We start from the raw sequence: 19,618 nt of genomic DNA, 5'->3' as shown, positions 1-19,618 counted from the left end.
TTCGCGCTGCGTGACGTTAGGTGACGTGACGGGTACCGTGTGTGTCAGGCGTCGCGCGCGTCGGCACTATAGCCGAGTTCGTAAGACAGTTTCTGCGCGCATGCACGCAGCGCCGTGTCGATCTCGCCGCCCCATGCAATGTCGAACGAGCCTTCCTGGCCGAGCGCGACGATGGCGAGCGCGAGCTCGCCGACCGCATCGAACACGGGCATGCAGAATGCGTGGATCGTCGGCAGCAGCATCCCCTCGACGCGCGCAGCCTCGTGCTTGCGCACGTCGGCGAGCACCGCGTCGACCTCGTCGAGCGTGCGCGGGCCGCCGTGGTGCGGCGAGCGGCGCGTATCGGCGAGTTCGCGCTCGAGCATTGCGGCGGTCTTGCCGCGCGGCAGGTACGCGGCGAACAGCAGCCCCGTCGCGGAGCCGAGCAGCGGCATCACGTCGCCGAGCTTCAGCGACGCCTTCGCCGGGTGGCTCGATTCCATCCAGTGCACGATCGTCGGCCCCTGGTTGCCCCACACCGCGATGCCGACCGTCTGGTCGAGGCGGTCGCGGAATTCGGTCAGCGCAATCCGTGCTAGCTTCACGCCGTCGACGCGTGCGAGCCGCGCGAGCCCCATCTGCAGCGCGAAGCCGCCGAGCTCGTAGCGGCCCGAGACGGGATCCTGCGACACCACGCCGAGCCGCGAGAAGCTGACCAGGTAGCGGTGCGCCTTCGCGGGACTCATGCCCGCGCGCTGCGCGAGGTCGCGCAGCATCATCGCGCGCGGCTCGCTCGTCAGCACGTCGAGCAGGCGGAAGCCCACCTCGATCGACTGGATGCCGGAACGGACCTTCTCGCTGTTTTCGCCGTGCTCGCCGGAAGCGGCGTCGTCGGTGTCGGAGTCGGCGAGATCGTGGTCGGGAAGCGGGCTGGCGGGCATGGGCGGCAGGTGCGCGAAATTGCGGCAGGAATCGGGGCGAAAACGGCGTGCACGATCGTGGCGCGCCGCAGGGATTCACCATCGTAAAATAGATTCCCTCCATCGTCACTACAACGGCAGAGTCCCCCTTATGAAACTTGCTTCGCTGAAGGACGGCACGCGCGACGGCCAGCTGATCGTCGTGTCGCGCGACCTGCACACCGCGGCGATCGCCGACGCGATCGCGCCGACGCTGCAGCGTGTCCTCGACGACTGGGCGTTTTACGCGCCGCAGCTGCGCGACCTGTACGACGGGCTGAACCAGGGCCGCGCGCGCAATGCGTTCGCGTTCGATTCGGCCAACTGCATGGCGCCGCTGCCGCGCGCGTTCCAGTGGGCCGACGGCTCCGCGTACGTGAACCACGTCGAACTCGTGCGCCGCGCGCGCGGCGCGGAGATGCCGCCCGAATTCTGGACCGATCCGCTGATGTACCAGGGCGGCAGCGACGATTTCCTCGGCGCGCGCGACGACGTCGTGTGCCCGTCCGAGGAATGGGGCATCGATTTCGAGGCGGAAGTCGCGGTGATCACCGGCGACGTGCGGATGAGCGCATCGCCCGACGAAGCGCTGAAGGCCGTCCGGCTCGTCACGCTGGTGAACGACGTGTCGCTGCGCAACCTGATTCCGGCCGAGCTCGCGAAGGGCTTCGGCTTCTTCCAGAGCAAGCCGGCCACCGCATTTGCGCCGGTCGCCGTGACGCCCGACGAGCTCGGTGACGAATGGCGCGAAGGCCGCGTGCACCGGCCGATGATCGTCCACTGGAACGGCAAGAAGGTCGGCCAGCCCGATGCGGGCACCGACATGGTGTTTCACTTCGGCCAGCTGGTCGCGCACGCGGCGAAGACGCGCAACCTGCGCGCCGGGTCGATCGTCGGCTCGGGCACGGTGTCGAACAAGGACGCGAAGCGCGGCTACTGCTGTATCGCCGAGAAGCGCTGCCTCGAGACGATCGAGCACGGCGCGCCGCAGACCGAATTCATGCGCTACGGCGATACCGTGCGCATCGAGATGTTCGACGCGGCCGGCAAGTCGATCTTCGGCGCGATCGAGCAGTCGGTCGCTCCGCCCGACGGCGCGGCGTAAGTCACGCTGAGCACGCAGCGCGCCGCACCCGCGAAACCTGGCTTCCGCCCGCGCGCCGGGTTTCGCCTGATGTTTGCCCGCGCGGGCTTGGCTACACTCGATTCAAGAGCCTCGACTCGAAGGAGCGGCACATGGCCGATCTCGCCGCATACGGCGGTTACGAAGCACTGAAGGTGACGCGCCGGGACCACGGCGTGCTCGACATCGTGATGAGCGGCGAGGGCGCGAACCGCAGCGGGCTCGCGACCGCGAACGCGCGCATGCATCGCGAGCTCGCCGACATCTGGCGCGACGTCGACCGCGATCCCGACACGCGCGTCGCGGTGATCCGCGGTGAAGGCAAGGGCTTCTCGGCGGGCGGCGATCTCGCGCTCGTCGAGGACATGGCGAACGACTTCGACGTGCGCGCCCGCGTGTGGCGCGAGGCGCGCGACCTCGTCTACAACGTGATCAACTGCAGCAAGCCGATCGTATCGGCGATGCATGGCCCGGCCGTCGGCGCGGGGCTCGTCGCCGGGCTGCTCGCCGACATCTCGATCGCCGCGAAGGATGCACGCATCATCGACGGCCACACGCGGCTCGGCGTCGCGGCCGGCGACCACGCGGCGATCGTGTGGCCGCTGCTGTGCGGGATGGCGAAGGCGAAGTACTACCTGCTGCTGTGCGAGCCCGTGAGCGGCGAGGAGGCCGAGCGGATCGGGCTGGTATCGCTCGCGGTCGAGCCGGCCGACCTGCTGCCGAAGGCCTACGAAGTGGCCGAGCGGCTCGCGCACGGTTCGCAGTCGGCGATCCGCTGGACCAAGTACGCGCTGAACAACTGGCTGCGCTCGGCCGGGCCGACCTTCGATGCGTCGCTCGCGCTCGAATTCATGGGTTTTTCCGGGCCCGACGTACAGGAAGGCCTGCGTTCGTTGCGCGAGCGGCGCCCACCCGAGTTTCCCGGCGACGCGCCGTTCTGACACGCGCCGGCGCTATGATCGAACCAGGCGCGGCTCGCGCGACGCATGGCGGCCGCCTCGCTCTCACCCAGTCAACCAGGATGCCCGTATGACGACCGATGCCTCCGGCGCCAACCCTTTCGCCGGCTTTGCCGGCTTCAAGCCCGCCGACATGATGGACCGGATGTGGGACATGATGCGGATGTCGCCGTTCGGCGCGATGACGCCGTTTCCGGGCGGCACGCAAGGGCTGCCGCCGTCGCTGTCGAGCATGTCCGACATGATGGCGCCGCTTACGAGCGTCGAGGAGCTCGACAAGCGGATCACCGACCTGCGCGCGGTCGAGCAGTGGCTGAAGCTCAATCTCGGGATGCTGCAGTCCGCGATCCAGGCGCTCGAGGTGCAGCGCGCGACGCTTGCGACGCTGCGTGCGTTCGGCGCGTTCGCGCAAAGCTCGATGTCGGCGGCCGAGGAAGCGGCCGTCGCGGCGGCGCATGCGGCGAAACACGGGTCGGCGTCGCCGGGCGATGCACCGCCGGCGGCGGATGCCGCGGATGCAGCGGCGGGTGACGCTGCGCAGCAGGCCTTCGATCCCGCCGGCTGGTGGAACCTGCTGCAGTCGCAGTTCAACCAGCTCGCGAGCCTCGCGATGGCGCAGCCGGGCATGCAGCCCGCCGCGCCGGGCGATGCGCCGCCGGCCGCGGCCGCTGCGCCGGAGCCGGCCGCGAAGCCGGCACCGGCCGCCGCCGCGCCGCGCAAGCCCGCCGCGAAGCGCGCGAAGTCGACCGGTGCGGCCGGTTCGGCCGCGGCGCGCGCGGCGGCCGCATCGTCGCCCGAAACCCGTCCGCCGAAGCGCTCGACGTGACGCGGCGCGGATAGCAGGTCGATCATGCGGCTCGCGCTCGTTCTGATGGGAGGCGGCGCACGTGCCGCCTATCAGGTCGGTGTGCTGAAGGCGCTGGCCGAGATCGCGCGCGAGGCCGATCCGCAGCGGCACACGCTGCCGTTCGCGGTCGTGTGCGGCTCGTCGGCCGGCGCGATCAACGCGACGTCGATCGCGAGCCACGCGGACGATTTCTCTCACGGCGTGCGGCGCCTGCTCGAATTCTGGGAGCCGTTGCGCGCCGACTACGTGTATCGCACCGACTGGCTCGGCGTCGCCGCCGCCGGCGCACGCTGGCTCGCGGCGATGACCTTCGGCTGGGCGTCCCGCCGCTCGCCGCGCGGGCTGCTCGACAACGCGCCGCTCGCGCACCTGCTGCACCGCGAGCTGAGTTTCCACCGGATCGAGCAGATGCTCGAGGCGCGCCTGCTGCACGCGCTGTCGATCACGGCGCTCAGCTATTCGAGCGGGCGGCACCTCACGTTCTACCAGGCGGCCGAGCCGATCCAGGCGTGGCGGCGCGCGCAGCGCACCGCGCGGCTCGTCGACCTGTCGGCGTCGCACCTGCTCGCGTCGTCGGCGATTCCGTTCGTGTTCCCGGCCGTGCCGCTCGTGCTCGACGGGCAGATCGAATACTTCGGCGACGGGTCTATCCGGCAAATCGCGCCGCTGTCGCCGGCGATCCACTTCGGCGCGCACCGGATCGTCGTGGTCGGCGCGGCCGACCCGCGGCCCGAGATTCCGGCCGCGAACGGCGCAGGGCTGGTACGCGGCTACCCGACGCTCGCGCAGATCGGCCAGCAGGTGCTCGCGAGCGTGTTCCTCGACTCGATCGGCTCGGACATCGAGCGCATCGAGCACATCAACCGGATGATCGAGCACCTGCCGCACCAGGTCGAGGTGGACAGCGGCTGGCGGCACGTCGACGTGCTCGCGATCGCACCGTCCGAGCGCATCGAGCTGATCGCCGCGAAACACCTGAAGCAGATGCCGGCGACGATGCGCGGGCTGCTCGGCGCGATCGGCGGCAGCCAGCCGGCCGGCGCATCGTTTGCGAGCTACCTGCTGTTCGAGGAGGCGTTCACGCGTGAACTGATCGAACTCGGCTACCGCGACGGGCGCGCACAGCGCGACACGCTGGCCGGCTGGATTGCGTTGGCGGACGGCGGCAGCGCGCCGGCCGCCGGCATGCCGCCGGAAGACGGTCTTGCCGCCGGCGAAATACGGGTCTGACTCGCGCAGGGGAATGTAAGGTTGCGTTTTCGCGACGGTTGCCCGCGACCGATCGCCGCACCGCGGTTGGCGGCGCGCGACCGGGCAGGCGTCTCGGAACCGTCATGCACGCGTGCTATCATGGCCGCCGCCGTATACACCATATCGAGCAGCCCGCCGATCCGGCATCCGCACGGGACCCTCCGGGGAACCCGCCTGGGGCAGGGGACGGGCGCGCCAACGAGCCGGCCAGCGCCGGTCCCCAACTCAGGCAGGCGTGGCCGGCTCCGTCCGAACGGAGCGTGGCTGCGGCATGCCCAACGGCGGCGACGCGGCCGCCCGGCTGCCGGACGAGGAATCAGCGTCCGGCGGGTCGGTTTCCCGCGTAAAATTAGAGTCTTGGCTGCAAAAAGCGCGCGTGGCGCGCTTGCGCGGCAACAGTCACGTTTAGAGAAGTCGCATTGCGCAGAACAGGGGTGGGACCATCATGAACACGATGCTTTATCCGGAACTTTACAGGTCGCTCGAAGCTGTCCGCTGGGACATGGAGAAGGACATTCCGTGGGACAAGTTCGACGCTTCGCTGCTCACCGACGAGCAGGCGAAGACGATCAAGATGAACGCGATCACCGAGTGGTCGGCGCTGCCCGCGACGGAGATGTTCCTGCGCGACAACCAGCACGACAGCGACTTTTCCGCGTTCATGAGCGTGTGGTTCTTCGAGGAGCAGAAGCATTCGCTCGTGCTGATGGAATACCTGCGCCGTTTCAAGCCGGAAATGGTGCCGACCGAAGAGGAACTGCACGCGGTGCGCTTCCAGTTCGATCCGGCGCCGCCGCTCGAGACGCTGATGCTGCACTTCTGCGGCGAGATCCGCCTGAATCACTGGTACCGCTGCGCGGCCGACTGGCACACCGAGCCGGTCATCAAGCAGATCTACGAAACGATCTCGCGCGATGAAGCGCGCCACGGCGGCGCGTACCTGCGCTACATGAAGAAGGCGCTGAACAATTGCGGCGACGTCGCGCGTGCGGCGTTCGCGAAGATCGGCGTGCTGATGGCGTCGGCGCGCCGCACCGAGAAGCCGCTGCACCCGACCAACCTGCACGTGAACCAGGCGCTGTTCCCGCGCGACACCGTGCAGTCGCGCCTGCCCGATCCGGAATGGCTCGAGCGCTGGCTCGACGAGCAGATCCGGTTCGACGGCGAGTGGGAAAAGAAGGTGGTCGAGCGGATCCTGCACAACCTGTCGATCCTGTTCGAGCGCACGTTCGCGACCGCGCAGGAGCTGAACCGCTACCGCAAGGAAGTCACCGGCCGCCTGCAGGCCGAAAGCGGCCCGTCGTCGGCTGCGCAACCGGCCTGAGGCCGGTCGGCTGGCGCCGCAGCCGGTGCGCGTTGCGCCGGCCGCGTGGTCGGCTTGTCCGCTTCGCATGCGATTCGCATCCGTAGCATGAAGCCCGCCCGGCCGGTCCGGCGGGCTTTTTATCTGGTGCCGCCGCCGCGTCCTGCCGTCCGGTCCGCCGCGCGCGCCGTTGTTCATTCAGTCCGCCATCCATCATGCCCGCCACCTTCGAACGCAAGCTGATCACCCGTGATGCCCTCGTCGCCCTGCGTGCGTCGCTGCCGTCGCCCGTCGTGTTCACCAACGGCGTATTCGACATCCTGCACCGCGGCCACGTCACGTATCTCGCCGATGCGAAAGCGCTCGGCGCATGCCTGATCGTCGGCGTGAACAGCGACGCGTCGGTACGCATGCTCGGCAAGGGCGACGACCGGCCGATCAATCGCGAGGACGATCGCGCGGCGCTGCTCGCGGCGCTGGAAAGCGTCGACTGGGTCGTGAAGTTCGAGGAACAGACGCCTGTGTCGCTGATCGAGGCCGTCCGGCCGGACATTCTCGTGAAGGGCGGCGACTACGACATGGATGCGTTGCCGGAATCGGCGCTGGTGCGCGGCTGGGGCGGTCGGGCGCTGGCGATTCCGTTCGAGCACGACCGCTCGACCACCGCGTTGCTGAAGAAGGTGCGCGCGCAGCAGCCCTGAGTACGGCCCGGCGCGGTCAGGGCGCGGACGCCGAGAGCGGCTCGGCGGTGACGGCCGGCGGCGCGATCGGGCCGCCGATGACGGGCTGGTCGGTTGCCTGCGCGAGCGGCGTCACGCGCAGCGCATCGGGTCGCACCTGGCGCGACAGCACGCCGGGTTCGCGCGGGCCGGCCGCCGGCAGCGGCCCGAACACGCCGCGTGCCACCACGAACGCAAGCATGTTGGCGAGAAAGAGAACAGCGATCAGCCAGCGCAGCATCGTCGACACTCCTCGTCGTGGTTCACGTCATTCAATCGGGCCGGCCGCATCGCCGGCTGTTTCATTCCTTCCGTTGACCGTGCGCGCGGGCAGCCGTCGTGGCACCACGCGCTCTTCACCGTCATCGTGATGCAGGCCCGCCCGGGCCTGCATTGCCTTGCGCCGGCGAGATGCCGGCGCTCTTCCATCACTCCTGTGCCGCCGCCGCGGTTGCCGCTTCCGCGGCAATCAGCGCGAGCCCGGACAGGATCAGTGCATCGTGCCGCGTATGCGGGAGCGTCAGCGCACGCGCGACGTCGTCCGCCGCGCCGCCGGCCAGCACGAGCCGCACGGGTGCCTGCCACGCGGCGGCGAGATCGCGCCACGCGCGTTCGATCAGCCCGGCCTGCGCATACAGGCAGCCGGCCGACAGCGAGCGCGGCGTATCGACCTGGAACGGCTCGGCCTGCGCATCCGCGAGCAACCCGCTCGCGATGTCGGTGGTCAGCGTCGGCAACTGCGCGGTGTGCGTGCCGAGCGCGCGCATCATCAGCGACCAGCCCGGCGCGATCAGCCCGCCCGTGAAGCGGCCGTCGGCACGCAGCGCCTCGAGCGTCGTCGCGGTGCCGAACGTCGCGATCAGCAGGTGCTCGCCCGGAAACGCCGCGCGCGCGCCGATCAGGCCGGCCCAGCGGTCGCTGCCGAGCTGTTCGGGCGTCGTATAGCCGTTCGTCACGCCGCATTGCGCCTGACGCGAGCGTATCGTCTTGCGCGGCAGGCCCGGCCAGCGCGCGTCGAGCAGCGCGTCGAGCCGGGCGGCCACATCGGTGCCCGCGACGTTCGAGATCCACGCGCCGCGCGGATGCGGCAGGTTCGACCAGTCGGGATCGGTGCCGCCGTCGCGCGTGTGGCCGAATGCGCCCGTCTCGACGAGCGTGCGCTGCGCATCGGCGAGCGCCCACTTGATCCGGCTGTTGCCGGCGTCGATCAGCAGGTGCGGCTCGTTCATTGCGCTTCGCGCAGCGACACGTCGCCGGCCGCGATTGTCTGGATGCCGTCCGGCGTGTCGAGCAGCAGCTGGCCGGTCGCGTCGATGCCCGTCGCGATGCCGCGCGCGCGTTCGACGCCCTGTTCGAGCAGCACGACTTCGCGCCCTGCGTACGCGTGCAACGCGTGCCAGCGCGGCAGGAACGGCGCGAGCCCTTCGGCGCCGAACTGCGCGAGCGCGGGCGTGAGCGCGTTCAGCGACGCGGCGAGCGTATCGGTGAGGTTGGCCGAGGCGCACGCGATCGACAGCGCGGCGGGCGGCAGCCCGCTCGCGAGGGTCGCTTCGCGCGCGCGCAGCGCGTCGACCTGCGCGGCGACGGCTTCCGCGCCGCGCACGTTGATGCCGAAGCCGATCACGACGGCGGTGGCGTCGGCGCTGGCCCAGGCGGTTTCGATCAGGATCCCGGCGAGCTTGCCGACGATACGCGGCGTACCGTCGTCGGTGGCCGTCAGCAGCAGGTCGTTCGGCCATTTGAGCGCGACGCGCGAGCGGGCGTCGAGCGGCAGGGCGGCGAGCCCTTCGGCGAGCGCGACGCCGATCGCGATGCTGAGGCCGCCGAGCGCGTCGACGGGGCGCGGCACGATGCAGCCGACCGAGCACAGCAGCGCATTGCCGGGCTGCGCGAACCACGGGCGGCCCTGCCGGCCGCGGCCGGCCGTCTGCTCGAACGCGACGCGCACGAGCGGCGCGGGCAGCGCGTGCGCGTTGCGCGGCAGCGCCTTGAGCCGGGTGGCGACGTCGGCGTTGGTCGAGCCGGTGGCGGCGACGATGTCGAGCGGCCACGCACGCGGCGCGGCGTCCAGGTGCGCCTCGAGCCGGTTGCGCGCGATGTGCGCGTCGCCGGAGTCGGGCGTGTCGGAGGAGGTGGGGGCGTTCATGGAGGCTATTGTAGCGACAGGGGGCGGTGGCGCGCGTCGAGCGGCGCGCGCCACCGGCAGCGACCGACCGGCAGCGACCGGCAGCGACTGGCAGGGCGGCGCGCGGCCGCCCGCACGCGAACGGCGCCGGAGCGCCGCCGCACGGCTCAATGCTTTTCCATCTGCTCCAGCGCCTTGATGTCTTCTTCGGACGTCATTTCGCACGCGAGCAGCGTCTTGCCCTTCAGCGCCGGGCCCTGGCGGGCCGACACGAGGATCAGCGCGCCTCCCGGGCCGCGCACGGTCAGCCGGCGCGAATAGCCTGCCGACGCCGCGCCCAGTAGGTGGCCCTTTTCAGGCGCGAGCTTGTAGCGTTGCGCGAGCTGGCCGGCGACTTCGCCATCCACGAGCACGCCGATGCCCGTGCTGGTGAACACGACGTGCTGCGTCGTGAAGCCGTCCCGGTGGATCGGCTCCGGCAGACGGAAGACCGCGGCGCCCAGCATCGATTCGTCCGGCTTCGGATCGGTGGCCTTGACGGTGTTGTAGATCGAGTCCATCAGGTCCGACGTGAACGGCGGATTGCAGATCGCGGCGTTGAAGATGTCGGGATGGGCAGGCGGCGCGGCAAATGCAGTGAGCGGCGCGGCGGCAATGGCAATGGTAATGGCGGCGGCGCCGACGGCAGCGGCGCAACGCCCGGACAGGCGAAGGGACATGGATGCAGTTCTCTCAGGTTTTATTGTGAGGCTGCATGTTAATGCATTGCCGCACGCCGACCGATCGACGTGGAGCGGCCGGATGGCGGCAATGCCACAGACGCGTGCGCCCGCGCTCCGCGATCGATTCCGTTGCCGGGCGATCGATGCGCGGAGCGTCGGGGCTTGCCTGTCAGGCAGCCGGTGCGATGCGGGTTCGCGCTCGTGCGTGCGGAAGAACCGTCACGGCGCGACGACCGGGTGCTTCAGCGCATGCGCGGTCTCGATCCACTGCGCGTGGAATTCGTCCGCATCGGGCTTGAGCCCGAGCTCGCCGTTGCGATAGGCCATCGCGAGCGTCTGCACGGCTTCCGGCAACTCGTGCTCCGCGGCCCGGCGATACAGCGCCAGCGCGCGTGCATCGTCGCGCGGCACGCCGCTGCCGTCGCGGTACGCGTTCGCGAGCATGAAGTCGGCGGCCGGGATGTCCGCGCGCGATGCGACCTCGAACCAGTGCGCGGCCTGCACGGGATCGGCGGCGATGCCGTAGCCGCTGCGATAAATCAGCCCGAGGTAATACGCGGCGGCCGGGTCGCCCTGCGCGGCCGCTTCGCCGAGCAGCGTGCGGGCGCGCGCATAGTCCTTCGGCATGTCGCTGCTGCCGAGCAGCAACGCCTTGCCGAGCGCGAGCTGCGCACGCCGGGCGGCCGGCGCGCCGGCCTTGCCGTCTGCCGTCGCGGCCGTTTCCAGCCAGCCGCGGCCCTCGTCGCGCAGCCCCGGTTCGCGCGCGTCGACGAGCGCGATGCCGAGCGCCGCCTGCGCGTCGCCCGAGCCGCGGCGCGCCAGCGTGCGCAACTGCGCGAGCGCGTGCGGCTCGGTGGCCTGCGTGACCATCGCCTGCCACTCGTCGAGCTGCGCGGCGCTCGGCGCGGGGCCGGCGCTGCGCAGTCCGGTCGCAGCTACCACGGCCGCGACGGTCACGGCCGCCGTCGCGAGCAGCGCGGCCGGCGGGAGTTTCGCGCGCAGCAGGCGCCGCGCGGCGGCGGCGAGGCCGGTTTCGGCCGGCCGCATCGTCCGGATCGGTTGCATCGCGTGTCTCATTGCGTGAGGTCGATCTCGTAGGTGGCGAGGTTCTTGCCCGAGCCGTCGTCGGCCGCGACCTGCGTGATGCCGGTCAGGCCGGCCGCCGCCGCGTCGCCGAGGCGGTTCGGTGCGGACGCGAACTGCACGTGCGCGACCGAGCTCGCGAGCTTCGTGAAGCGCCAGCTGCGCTGCGCGCCGTCGGCCGTGCGCGTGATCTTGCCGCGCTGCTTCACGAACGCGATCAGCACGTCGCGGTTCGCATCGGGCGACGCGAAGATCGTCTTGCTGCCGTCGAGGCCCGGGAAGTTGCCGCCGCCGCTCGCGCGGTAGTTGTTGGTCGCGACGATGAACTGCGCGTTCGGGTCGATCGGCGCGCCCTTGTACGTCAGGTTCTTGATCCGGCTGCCGACCGGCTGCGTGACGTCGATTTCATACGCGAGATCGGCGGACGTGAACATGTCGAAGTTGTAGCCGGGGAACGTGCTGACGAGCGGCTGCACGGTCGCCTTGGTCGGGTCGATGCGGTTGAAGCGCTTCGCGGCGGTTTCGAGCCAGTTCTTCACGTCGGCGCCGCTCACCTTCACCGCATACACGGTGTTCGGATACAGGTACAGGTCGGCCGCGTTGTTGATCGCGAGCGCGCCCGGCGCGACGTCGGTGTAGTCGGTGCCGCCGCCGAAGCCGCTCTTGAACGGCGCGCTGACCGACAGCACCGGCAGCGACGCGTACTGCGGCAGGTTCGCCTGCACGTAGGTCTTCACGTAGTCGGCCTGTGCCTCGTTGACGATCTGGATCGCGCCCGGGTCGCCGACGTCCGCGAAGTACGAGTTCATCCGGTAGTCGGTCGAGCCGATCGGCGTCTTCACGTAGTCGATCGTCGCCTGGTGTTCGGCGGCGATCGCGGTGGAAACCGACGGATCGGCCGCGACGTAGCTCTTGTCGGCGTTCTGGGTCGAGCGCGCCTCGACGGTCGTCTGCGACTTGTCGACGCTCCACGTCTTGCCGTCGAACTTCAGGCCGAGCTTGATCACGCCGAGGTGCTTGCCCCAGTAGTTGGCCATCACGGTCGGCACGCCGTTGACGGTGCCCTTGACCTTGTCGACGCCCGGCAGGTTGAACTGCGACACGGTGCTGTTCGCGTCCGGGAACACCTGGTGCGAGTGGCCGATCAGCATCGCGTCGATGCCGGTCACCTTCGACAGCCACCAGCTGCCGTTCTCCATCGTCGGCGAATACGCGGAATTGTCGAGGCCGCCGTGCGAGATCGCGACGACGAGATCGGCGCCCTTCGCGCGCATCTCCGGAATGTACTTCTCGGCGGCTTCCTTCAGGCCGGTCGTGTAGACCTTGCCGTCGAGCCAGCGTTTGTCCCAGTTCATGATCGCGGGCGGCGTGAAGCCGATGATGCCGATCTTCACGGGCGCGCTGACCATCTTGCCGTCCGGCGTCGTCGCGGTCACGGTGCGGGTCAGGATCGTGTACGGCGTGAACAGCGGCGCGTTGGTCTTCGCGCTGATCACGTTTGCGAGCACCTGCGGGAAGTTCGGGCCCGCACACTTCTTCTGCTGGGCCGGCGCCGGCAGGCCGTCGACCTCGAACGTGTTGCCGGTCACCTGCGACAGGTACGGCAGCCCGTAGTTGAATTCGTGGTTGCCGATCCCGCCGCCGTCGAATTTCGCGGCGTTCATCACCTTGTAGATCGCGAGCGTCTGGTCGCAGCCGACCGGCTTCACGAGCGCTTGGTAATCCGACAGCGCGGTGCCCTGGATCGTGTCGCCGTTGTCGAGCAGCAGCGTGTTCGGGTATTGCTTGCGTGCTTGTGCGATCAGCGTCGACACGCGTTCGAAGCCGAGCGAATTGTCGGCGGCGAGCTTGAAATAGTCATACGACAGCACGTTGGTGTGCAGGTCGGTCGTCTCGAGCAGGGCGAGTGTAGCCGTCGTGCCGACGGGCGCCTGGGCCGCCGGCGGCGTCACCGGCGGCGAGGTGACGTCGTCGCCGCCGCACGCGGCGAGGATGAAGGCGAGGCTGGCGAGCGCGGCGATGGCCGGCATGCGACGGCGGGAAAGCAGGGGGAGATGCATCGGTTGTCCTGTTCGGTGTTCTGTTTTATGAAACGCGAGGTACGCAACGAATGGCGGCGCGGGGCGCCGACGGCCTGATGTGCGGCGCGTGAGAGTATCGAAAGGAAACGTGACGGAAGAATGAAAGGTGGTGAAGCCGTCAACCGGCAGGGGGGGCGGCGGCTTCCACGCGCACCCCGGGGCGGGCGACCCGGCCCGGCGCCCCGCCAAGCGCCCCCAGCCAGGCGCGCCCGGCTGCGGGCCCCGGGCTGGGCGTCCACACGGAAATCCTCACGTCGCGTCGCCGGGCGGTTCGCTACAATGACCGCTGTCACCTTTTTGCAAACAACCTGCCCTTGGACTTCGAGACTCCTCCCGGCCTGTCGGTCGACGCCGGCGGCCAGGGCCAGACGGTGCGCCTGTACGGCCAGTGGACCGCGCTCGCGCTTGCACGCAATCGCGGCACGGTGGCGCGCCGTGTCGCGAGCATCGCGTCCGGGCGCGTGAGCGAATGGGATCTGTCCGGCATCGAGCGGCTCGACCACGTCGGCGGCCAGGCGCTGTGGCGCGTGTGGGGCCGCAAGCTGCCGGCCGGCGTCGCGCTGAGCGCCACGCAGCGCACGATCTTCGAGCGCATCGAGCGGCTCGACAGCGAGCGGGAGGCGCCCGAGCGCGTCGTGCGCTTCGATCCCGTCACGCGGCTCGGTCAGGCGATCTTCCGGTTCGGCGAACACCTGCAGGGCGGCATCGCGTTGTTCGGCCTCGTGATCCTCGATGCGCTGTCGGTGTTGCGCCGTCCGCAGACCATGCCGTGGAAGGAGACTTCGGCGAACATCTACAGCGCCGGCGCGCAGGCGCTGCCGATCACCGCGCTCGTCGCGTTCCTGATCGGCATCGTGCTCAGCTACCTGTCCGCGCAGCAGCTGCAGATGTTCGGCGCGAACCGCTACATCGTGAACATCCTCGGGCTGTCGGTGATCCGCGAGCTCGGCCCGGTGCTGTCGGCCATTCTCGTCGCGGGCCGCTCGGGCTCGGCGATCACCGCGCAGATCGGCGTGATGCGCGTGACCGAGGAGCTCGACGCGATGCGCGTGATGGGCATCCCGCACGGGCTGCGGCTGATCCTGCCGCGCGTGCTCGCGCTCGGCGTCGCGATGCCGCTGCTCGTGATGTGGACCAACATCATCGCGCTGACGGGCGGTGCCCTTGCCGCGAAGCTCGTGCTCGGGATCGACGTCAACTATTTCGTGCGCTCGCTGCCGGGCGTCGTGCCGATCGCGAACCTGTACATCGGCGTGGGCAAGGGCGTCGTGTTCGGCATGCTGATCGCGCTGGTCGCGTGCCATTTCGGCTTCCGGATCAAGGCGAACTCGCAGAGCCTCGGCGAAGGCACGACCACGTCGGTCGTGTCGTCGATCACGGTCGTGATCCTCGCCGACGCGGTGTTCGCGATCCTGTTCCAGAACGTGGGGCTCGGATGAACGCATCGAACGAAACGACCGCGCATGCGGCGGCCGTCGGTGCCGGGTCGGTCGGCGACCGGCCGGCCGCGGCGGCCGATCCCGGCGACCTCGTGATCGAGGTGCGCAACCTGACCAAGCGCTACGGGCGCAACATCATTCACCAGAAGCTCGACTTCGACGTGCGGCGCGGCGAGATCGTGGCGATCGTCGGCGGCTCGGGCTCCGGCAAGACCACGCTCGTGCGGCAGATCCTCGGCCTCGAGCGGCCGACGTCGGGCACGATCAAGGTGTTCGGCGAAGATACCGCGACGATCGACGACGCGAGCGCGCGGATGATGCGCACGCGCTCGGGGATGCTGTTCCAGCAGGGCGCGCTGTTCTCGTCGATGACGGTGTTCGACAACGTCGCGCAGCCGCTGCGCGAGCTCGGCCGCGTGCCGCCGGATCTCCTGCACGACATCGTGATGCTGAAGCTCGAGATGGTCGGGCTGCCGTGCAAGCACGCGTCGAAGATGCCGGCCGCGCTGTCGGGCGGAATGGTCAAGCGGGTCGGCATCGCGCGCGCGATCGCGCTCGAGCCCGAGCTGCTGTTCCTCGACGAACCGACGGCCGGCCTCGATCCGCAGGCGTCGGACGAATTCGTCGAGCTGATCGCGACGCTCCACCGCACGCTCGGGCTGACCGTCGTGATGGTGACGCACGATCTCGACACGATGGTCGCGCTGTCGACGCGCGTCGCGGTGCTGGCCGACCGCAAGGTGCTGGTCGCCGCACCGGTCGAGGAGGCCGCGAACGTCGACCATCCGTTCATCCACGAATATTTCCTGGGGCTGCGCGGGCGCCGCGCATTGCAGGCGCTGCCGCCCGAGCGGCGCGCGAAGCTGCCGAAGGCGGCCCTCGAACCGGCGCTGTCGAGCGTCGAGCTGTAGGAACGAAGGAATCCCCGAATGGAAAACAAATCACATGCGTTCTGGGCCGGCCTGTTCACGATCGCGCTGACGCTCGCGATCGCGGGCACCGTGTTCTGGTTCAACGTCGACCGCACCGTACGCGTGCCGTACGACCTGCTCGCGCGCACCAACGTGACGGGGCTGTTCCCGGACGCGGCCGTGCGTTTTCGCGGCCTCGACGTTGGCAAGGTGCAGTCGATCGGCTTCGATCGTTCGCACCCGGGCCAGATCCGGATCCGGATTCTCGTCGATCACGACGCGCCGATCACGCAGTCGACCTACGGCAGCCTCGGCTTCCAGGGCGTGACGGGGATCGCGTTCGTGCAGCTCGAGGATACGGGGCGCGACCTGGCGCCGCTGCCGTCATCGACGAAGTCGATCGCGCAGATCCCGATGCGGCCGAGCCTGTTCGACCAGATCCAGGAGCGCGGCGACGTGCTGCTGCGTCAGCTCGAACTGGCCGCGAAGAGCGCGAACGCGCTGATGTCGCCCGAGATGCGCGAGCAGTTGCGCGCGACCGCCGAAAGCCTGCAGCACGCGGCCGATGGTGCCGCCACGCTGACGAAGCAGCTTGGCCCGACGGTCACCGCGCTGCCGGAGACGATGCACGAGGTGAACCGCGCGATGGCATCGGCGAACACGCTGCTGCAGCCGAACGGGCCGCTCGTGTCGAACCTGAACAAGGCCGGCACGGCCGCCGAGCAGGTCGGCGTCACGCTGAACGAGCTCAACGCGCGCGTGCAGTACGACACGCTGCCGCGTTTCAACGCGCTGGCCGGCAGCGTCGGCGATGCGTCGCGGCAATTGAAGGACGTGGCCGGTGAACTTGGCCGCAACCCGCGCAGTCTGTTGTTCGGTTCGCCCGGCGCGGCGCCGGGGCCCGGCGAAGCGGGCTTCGTCTGGCCGGGTGCGACGGCCGGGCAGTGACACCCATCGAAACCGGAAACATCATGCAGGAACACGCCATGCCACGAATCCTTGACCGCGCGCTGCGTCCCGCCGCGGCCGCGCTTGCCGTGCTGACGCTGTCACTCGCGGCCGGCTGCGCCGGCAACAGCGCGGTGCTGTCGAATGTCCGCTATGACCTCGGGCCGGCCACACCTGGGGCGGCCCCGTCGGTCGTGACCGCAGGCCCGGGCCCCGCGCTGAAGGTGCTCGACGTCGCCGCGCCCGACGCGCTCGACTCCGACAAATTCTCGTACCGCCTCGCGTATGTGGACGCGCAGCACGTGGCCGTCTATCGCGACAGCCGCTGGACGGCACCGCCCGCACAACTGCTCACGCAGCGGCTGCGCGGCGCGCTGTCGTCGCGCGGCACGGTGCTCGAAGGGTCCGACGGCGTGCGCGCGCCGACCCTCAAGGTCGACCTGAACGAATTCGAGCAGGTGTTCGACGGCCAGTCGCAGAGCCATGGCGCCGTCACCGCGCGCGCGACGTTGACGCTGGACGGCAAGGTGCTCGGCCAGCGCACGTTCGTCGCGCGTGCGCCGTCGAGCACGCCCGACGCGGCGGGCGGCGCCCGCGCGCTCGCGACGGCGAGCAACGAGCTCGTGTCGCAGATCGCCGCGTGGGTCGGCATGCAGGCGTACGCGGGCACGCCGTGACGCGTGCCGCGCAGCCGCGATGAGCGCGACCGGCACGCCTCGCGCATCGCCGCTCGCGCGGCAGACCTTTGCCGCTTACACGGCACTCATCGTCTACGCTTCGCTGTATCCGTTCGAAGGCTGGGTGTCGCTCGGCATCGGGCCGTTCGACTACCTGTTCGCGCCGATGCAGCGCTACGTGACGGCATTCGACGTCGTCACGAACGTGCTCGGCTACCTGCCGTTCGGCGCGCTCGGCGTGCTCGCGCTGCACCCGCGCCGGCGCGGCGTGGCCGCGACGCTGATCGCGGGCGGGCTCGGCGTGCTGCTGTCGGGCTCGATGGAAGCGCTGCAAACCTACCTGCCGACGCGCGTCGCGTCGAATCTCGATCTCGCGGCCAACGCGCTCGGCGCGCTGCTGGGCGCGGCGCTCGTCGCGCCGGCCACCGGTGCGCTGCTCGATCGCGGCGCGCTGCGGCGGCTGCGCTTCACGTGGTTCGAGGACGACGGTGCGACGCCGCTGCTGCTCGCCGGGCTGTGGCCGTTCGCGATCCTGTTCCCGTCGCCGTTCCTGTTTGGCATCGGCGACTGGCCGGCCGCGCTGTGGGAGCGTGCCGACACCTCGATGCAGGACGCGCTGCTCGCGTGGCTGCCGGCCGCGTGGCGCGTGGGCGAATGGCCCGAGCGCGTCGACGGCTGGCTGTCCGACTCCGCGTGGGAGGCGGCGCTCGGTGGGCTGATGCTGTTCGCCGCGCTGACGATCGCGTCGCTCGCAATGCGGCCGCGCGCGCCGCGCATCCGGCTGCTGATCGCGCTCGTCGCCGCGACGCTCGTGCTGAAGGCGGCCGCGACGTTCATGCAGTCGGCCACGGGCCTCGTCGTCGTATGGGCGACGCCCGGCGCGCGGCTCGGGATCGAGCTCGGTTTCGCGGCCGCGCTCGTCGCGCTGCATGTGCCGGCGACGTGGCGCGCGACGCTTGCGGCGCTCGCGCTGCTGGCCGGCGTGGCGCTCGTGAACCTGCTGCCCGTCAATCCGTTCTTCGACTTCACGCTGTCGGGCTGGCGGCAGGGCCGCTACCTGCACTTCAACAGCCTCGCACGCTGGCTCGCGTGGATCTGGCCCTACGCGGCGCTGATCTGGCTCGGCCAGCGCGTCGAGCACGCCTGGCTGCCGGCCGTGTTGCGCCGCTGATGCGGTAGCTGCGATGGCTGCGGCGGTTGCAACGCTTCCAGCGCTTCCAGCAGCGCGGCCGCGGCGGTATCGCGGGCAGCGGCGTACGCCGGTCGCTATAATCGTCCGCATGAGTGCAGTGTTCGGCACCAATCGGCACTCATGTGCGGCGCCTTCGCACCCGTGGCCGCGTTGCAAATCCTCGCGATGCCACCAGGCATCGCTGCGGTTTGCGCCTTGCCACGAGCACGAATCCGCTGGCACATCAGCGCCGCCTGGCACCGAACACTACACACCCGTTGCCTCGCGCAGCGGCAATCGCTCCTCTTTCCGCACGGCCTTGCGCCGGGCCGCTCGTCACGACCATGGATTCCTACTACCAGCACCACGTCTTCTTCTGCCTGAACCAGCGCGAACCGGGCGCCGAACGCCCGAGCTGCGCGCAATGCGACGCGCAGACCATGCAGGAATACGCGAAAAAGCGCGTGAAGGAGCTCGGCCTCGCGGGGCCCGGCAAGGTTCGCATCAACAAGGCCGGTTGCCTCGACCGCTGCGAGGAAGGGCCGGTGATGGTCGTGTATCCGGAGGGCACGTGGTACACGTACGTCGACCAGGCCGACATCGACGAGATCGTCGAATCGCACCTGCGCGACGGCAAGGTCGTCGACCGCCTGAAGATCTGAGCGGGTCGGCCGAATGAACGTTCATACGCAGAAATCGCTGATCGCGGGCCCGGTCGGGCAGATCGAGATCGCGGTCGATCTCCCCGATGCCGTGCGCGAAAGCGGTGCCGCGCCGCGCGGCATCGCGCTCGTCGCGCATCCGCATCCGCTGTTCGGCGGCACGATGGACAACAAGGTTGCGCAAACGCTCGCGCGCACGCTGGTGCAGTTGAACTACGTCGTGTTCCGGTCGAACTTCCGCGGCGTCGGCGCGACCGAGGGCGTGCACGACAACGGCACCGGCGAGGCCGACGACCTGCTCGCGGTGCTCGCGCACATGCGCGCGCAGCCCGCATATGCCGACCTGCCGCTCGTGCTCGCGGGCTTCTCGTTCGGCACCTTCGTGCTGTCGCACGTCGCCAGGCGGCTGTGCGACGCGGGCGAGTCGATCGAGCGGATGGTGTTCGTCGGCACGGCCGCGAGCCGCTGGCAGGTGGCCGACGTGCCCGAGAACACGCTCGTGATCCACGGCGAAACCGACGACACGGTGCCGATCGCGTCGGTGTACGACTGGGCGCGGCCGCAGGAACTGCCGGTCGTCGTGATCCCCGGCGCCGAGCATTTCCTGCATCGCAAGCTGCACGTGCTGAAACGCATCATCGTCGACGCCTGGCGCTAGC

The 19,618-nt window shown here is 69.9% G+C and carries 20 protein-coding genes; 13 read left to right on the top strand and 7 right to left on the bottom strand.

The genetic code is table 11. From position 1 onward, the window contains the following. Window positions 1-44: 44 nt before the first annotated feature. Window positions 45-920, bottom strand: a complete 876-nt coding sequence (locus ACPTTF_RS15785) for an IclR family transcriptional regulator (RefSeq protein WP_423371677.1) — start codon at window positions 918-920, stop codon at window positions 45-47. Between the two features lie 130 nt (window positions 921-1,050). On the opposite strand from ACPTTF_RS15785, the gene ACPTTF_RS15780 reads away from it, so the two are divergent. From ACPTTF_RS15780 to rfaE2, 6 genes are all read left to right on the top strand, one after another. After that, window positions 1,051-2,043 (top strand): fumarylacetoacetate hydrolase family protein, encoded by a 993-nt coding sequence (locus ACPTTF_RS15780; protein WP_423371676.1) that lies wholly within the window; start codon window positions 1,051-1,053, stop codon window positions 2,041-2,043. A gap of 131 nt (window positions 2,044-2,174) precedes the next feature. Beyond that, window positions 2,175-3,002, top strand: coding sequence for an enoyl-CoA hydratase/isomerase family protein (locus ACPTTF_RS15775; RefSeq protein ID WP_166965205.1), 828 nt, complete (start codon window positions 2,175-2,177; stop codon window positions 3,000-3,002). A gap of 88 nt (window positions 3,003-3,090) precedes the next feature. Then, window positions 3,091-3,846 carry a PhaM family polyhydroxyalkanoate granule multifunctional regulatory protein gene (locus ACPTTF_RS15770; RefSeq protein WP_423371675.1) on the top strand — a complete coding sequence of 252 codons (756 nt, stop codon included), beginning with the start codon at window positions 3,091-3,093 and terminating at the stop codon, window positions 3,844-3,846. Window positions 3,847-3,870: 24 nt separating this feature from the next. Next, window positions 3,871-5,097, top strand: a complete 1,227-nt coding sequence (locus ACPTTF_RS15765) for a patatin-like phospholipase family protein (protein ID WP_423371674.1) — start codon at window positions 3,871-3,873, stop codon at window positions 5,095-5,097. Window positions 5,098-5,563: 466 nt separating this feature from the next. After that, window positions 5,564-6,442, top strand: a complete 879-nt coding sequence (locus ACPTTF_RS15760) for a diiron oxygenase (RefSeq protein WP_011353352.1) — start codon at window positions 5,564-5,566, stop codon at window positions 6,440-6,442. Between the two features lie 194 nt (window positions 6,443-6,636). Next, complete coding sequence (rfaE2, locus tag ACPTTF_RS15755; RefSeq protein ID WP_166965199.1) at window positions 6,637-7,122, top strand: D-glycero-beta-D-manno-heptose 1-phosphate adenylyltransferase; 486 nt, start codon at window positions 6,637-6,639, stop codon at window positions 7,120-7,122. A gap of 16 nt (window positions 7,123-7,138) precedes the next feature. On the opposite strand, the gene ACPTTF_RS15750 is transcribed toward rfaE2, so the two are convergent. The 6 genes from ACPTTF_RS15750 to ACPTTF_RS15725 all read right to left on the bottom strand — a co-directional run bounded on the left by ACPTTF_RS15750 (window position 7,139) and on the right by ACPTTF_RS15725 (window position 13,130). After that, window positions 7,139-7,381 carry a hypothetical protein gene (locus tag ACPTTF_RS15750; RefSeq protein ID WP_423371673.1) on the bottom strand — a complete coding sequence of 81 codons (243 nt, stop codon included), beginning with the start codon at window positions 7,379-7,381 and terminating at the stop codon, window positions 7,139-7,141. Between the two features lie 187 nt (window positions 7,382-7,568). After that, window positions 7,569-8,369: a type III pantothenate kinase gene (locus ACPTTF_RS15745; RefSeq protein WP_423371672.1), complete on the bottom strand. Its 801-nt coding sequence runs from the start codon at window positions 8,367-8,369 to the stop codon at window positions 7,569-7,571. Then, window positions 8,366-9,286, bottom strand: coding sequence for a biotin--[acetyl-CoA-carboxylase] ligase (locus ACPTTF_RS15740; RefSeq protein WP_166965193.1), 921 nt, complete (start codon window positions 9,284-9,286; stop codon window positions 8,366-8,368). Before ACPTTF_RS15740 ends, ACPTTF_RS15745 begins: the two co-directional genes overlap by 4 nt. A 146-nt stretch (window positions 9,287-9,432) precedes the next feature. Further along, window positions 9,433-9,984: a hypothetical protein gene (locus ACPTTF_RS15735; RefSeq protein WP_423371671.1), complete on the bottom strand. Its 552-nt coding sequence runs from the start codon at window positions 9,982-9,984 to the stop codon at window positions 9,433-9,435. Window positions 9,985-10,206: 222 nt separating this feature from the next. Then, window positions 10,207-11,052 (bottom strand): tetratricopeptide repeat protein, encoded by an 846-nt coding sequence (locus tag ACPTTF_RS15730; protein WP_423371670.1) that lies wholly within the window; start codon window positions 11,050-11,052, stop codon window positions 10,207-10,209. A gap of 8 nt (window positions 11,053-11,060) precedes the next feature. Then, window positions 11,061-13,130, bottom strand: coding sequence for a bifunctional 2',3'-cyclic-nucleotide 2'-phosphodiesterase/3'-nucleotidase (locus ACPTTF_RS15725; protein WP_423371669.1), 2,070 nt, complete (start codon window positions 13,128-13,130; stop codon window positions 11,061-11,063). Between the two features lie 335 nt (window positions 13,131-13,465). Here ACPTTF_RS15725 and ACPTTF_RS15720 point away from each other — a divergent pair, with 335 nt between their 5' ends. The 7 genes from ACPTTF_RS15720 (at window position 13,466) to ACPTTF_RS15690 (ending at window position 19,617) form a co-directional block, all read left to right on the top strand. Next, entirely contained in the window at window positions 13,466-14,590 is a 1,125-nt protein-coding gene (locus tag ACPTTF_RS15720; protein ID WP_423371668.1) for an MlaE family ABC transporter permease, read from the top strand. Then, a complete protein-coding gene (locus ACPTTF_RS15715) occupies window positions 14,587-15,501 on the top strand; it encodes an ABC transporter ATP-binding protein (protein WP_166965185.1) in 915 nt (304 codons plus the stop codon). The genes ACPTTF_RS15720 and ACPTTF_RS15715 overlap by 4 nt, the downstream gene beginning before the upstream one ends. An 18-nt stretch (window positions 15,502-15,519) precedes the next feature. Further along, window positions 15,520-16,449: an MlaD family protein gene (locus tag ACPTTF_RS15710; RefSeq protein WP_423371667.1), complete on the top strand. Its 930-nt coding sequence runs from the start codon at window positions 15,520-15,522 to the stop codon at window positions 16,447-16,449. A 23-nt stretch (window positions 16,450-16,472) separates the two neighbouring features. Next, entirely contained in the window at window positions 16,473-17,126 is a 654-nt protein-coding gene (locus ACPTTF_RS15705; protein WP_423371666.1) for an ABC-type transport auxiliary lipoprotein family protein, read from the top strand. A 19-nt stretch (window positions 17,127-17,145) separates the two neighbouring features. Then, window positions 17,146-18,297, top strand: a complete 1,152-nt coding sequence (locus tag ACPTTF_RS15700; RefSeq protein ID WP_423371665.1) for a VanZ family protein — start codon at window positions 17,146-17,148, stop codon at window positions 18,295-18,297. A gap of 344 nt (window positions 18,298-18,641) precedes the next feature. Next, a complete protein-coding gene (locus tag ACPTTF_RS15695; RefSeq protein ID WP_011694422.1) occupies window positions 18,642-18,959 on the top strand; it encodes a (2Fe-2S) ferredoxin domain-containing protein in 318 nt (105 codons plus the stop codon). 13 nt (window positions 18,960-18,972) lie between these two features. Further along, window positions 18,973-19,617: an alpha/beta hydrolase gene (locus ACPTTF_RS15690; protein ID WP_166965179.1), complete on the top strand. Its 645-nt coding sequence runs from the start codon at window positions 18,973-18,975 to the stop codon at window positions 19,615-19,617. Window position 19,618: the final 1 nt, after the last annotated feature.

This window comes from Burkholderia crassaminum, assembly GCF_964265005.1.
Classification (GTDB): domain Bacteria; phylum Pseudomonadota; class Gammaproteobacteria; order Burkholderiales; family Burkholderiaceae; genus Burkholderia.
Note: the sequence above shows the minus strand (reverse complement) of the source record. Positions and strands in the feature narration are given on the sequence as shown.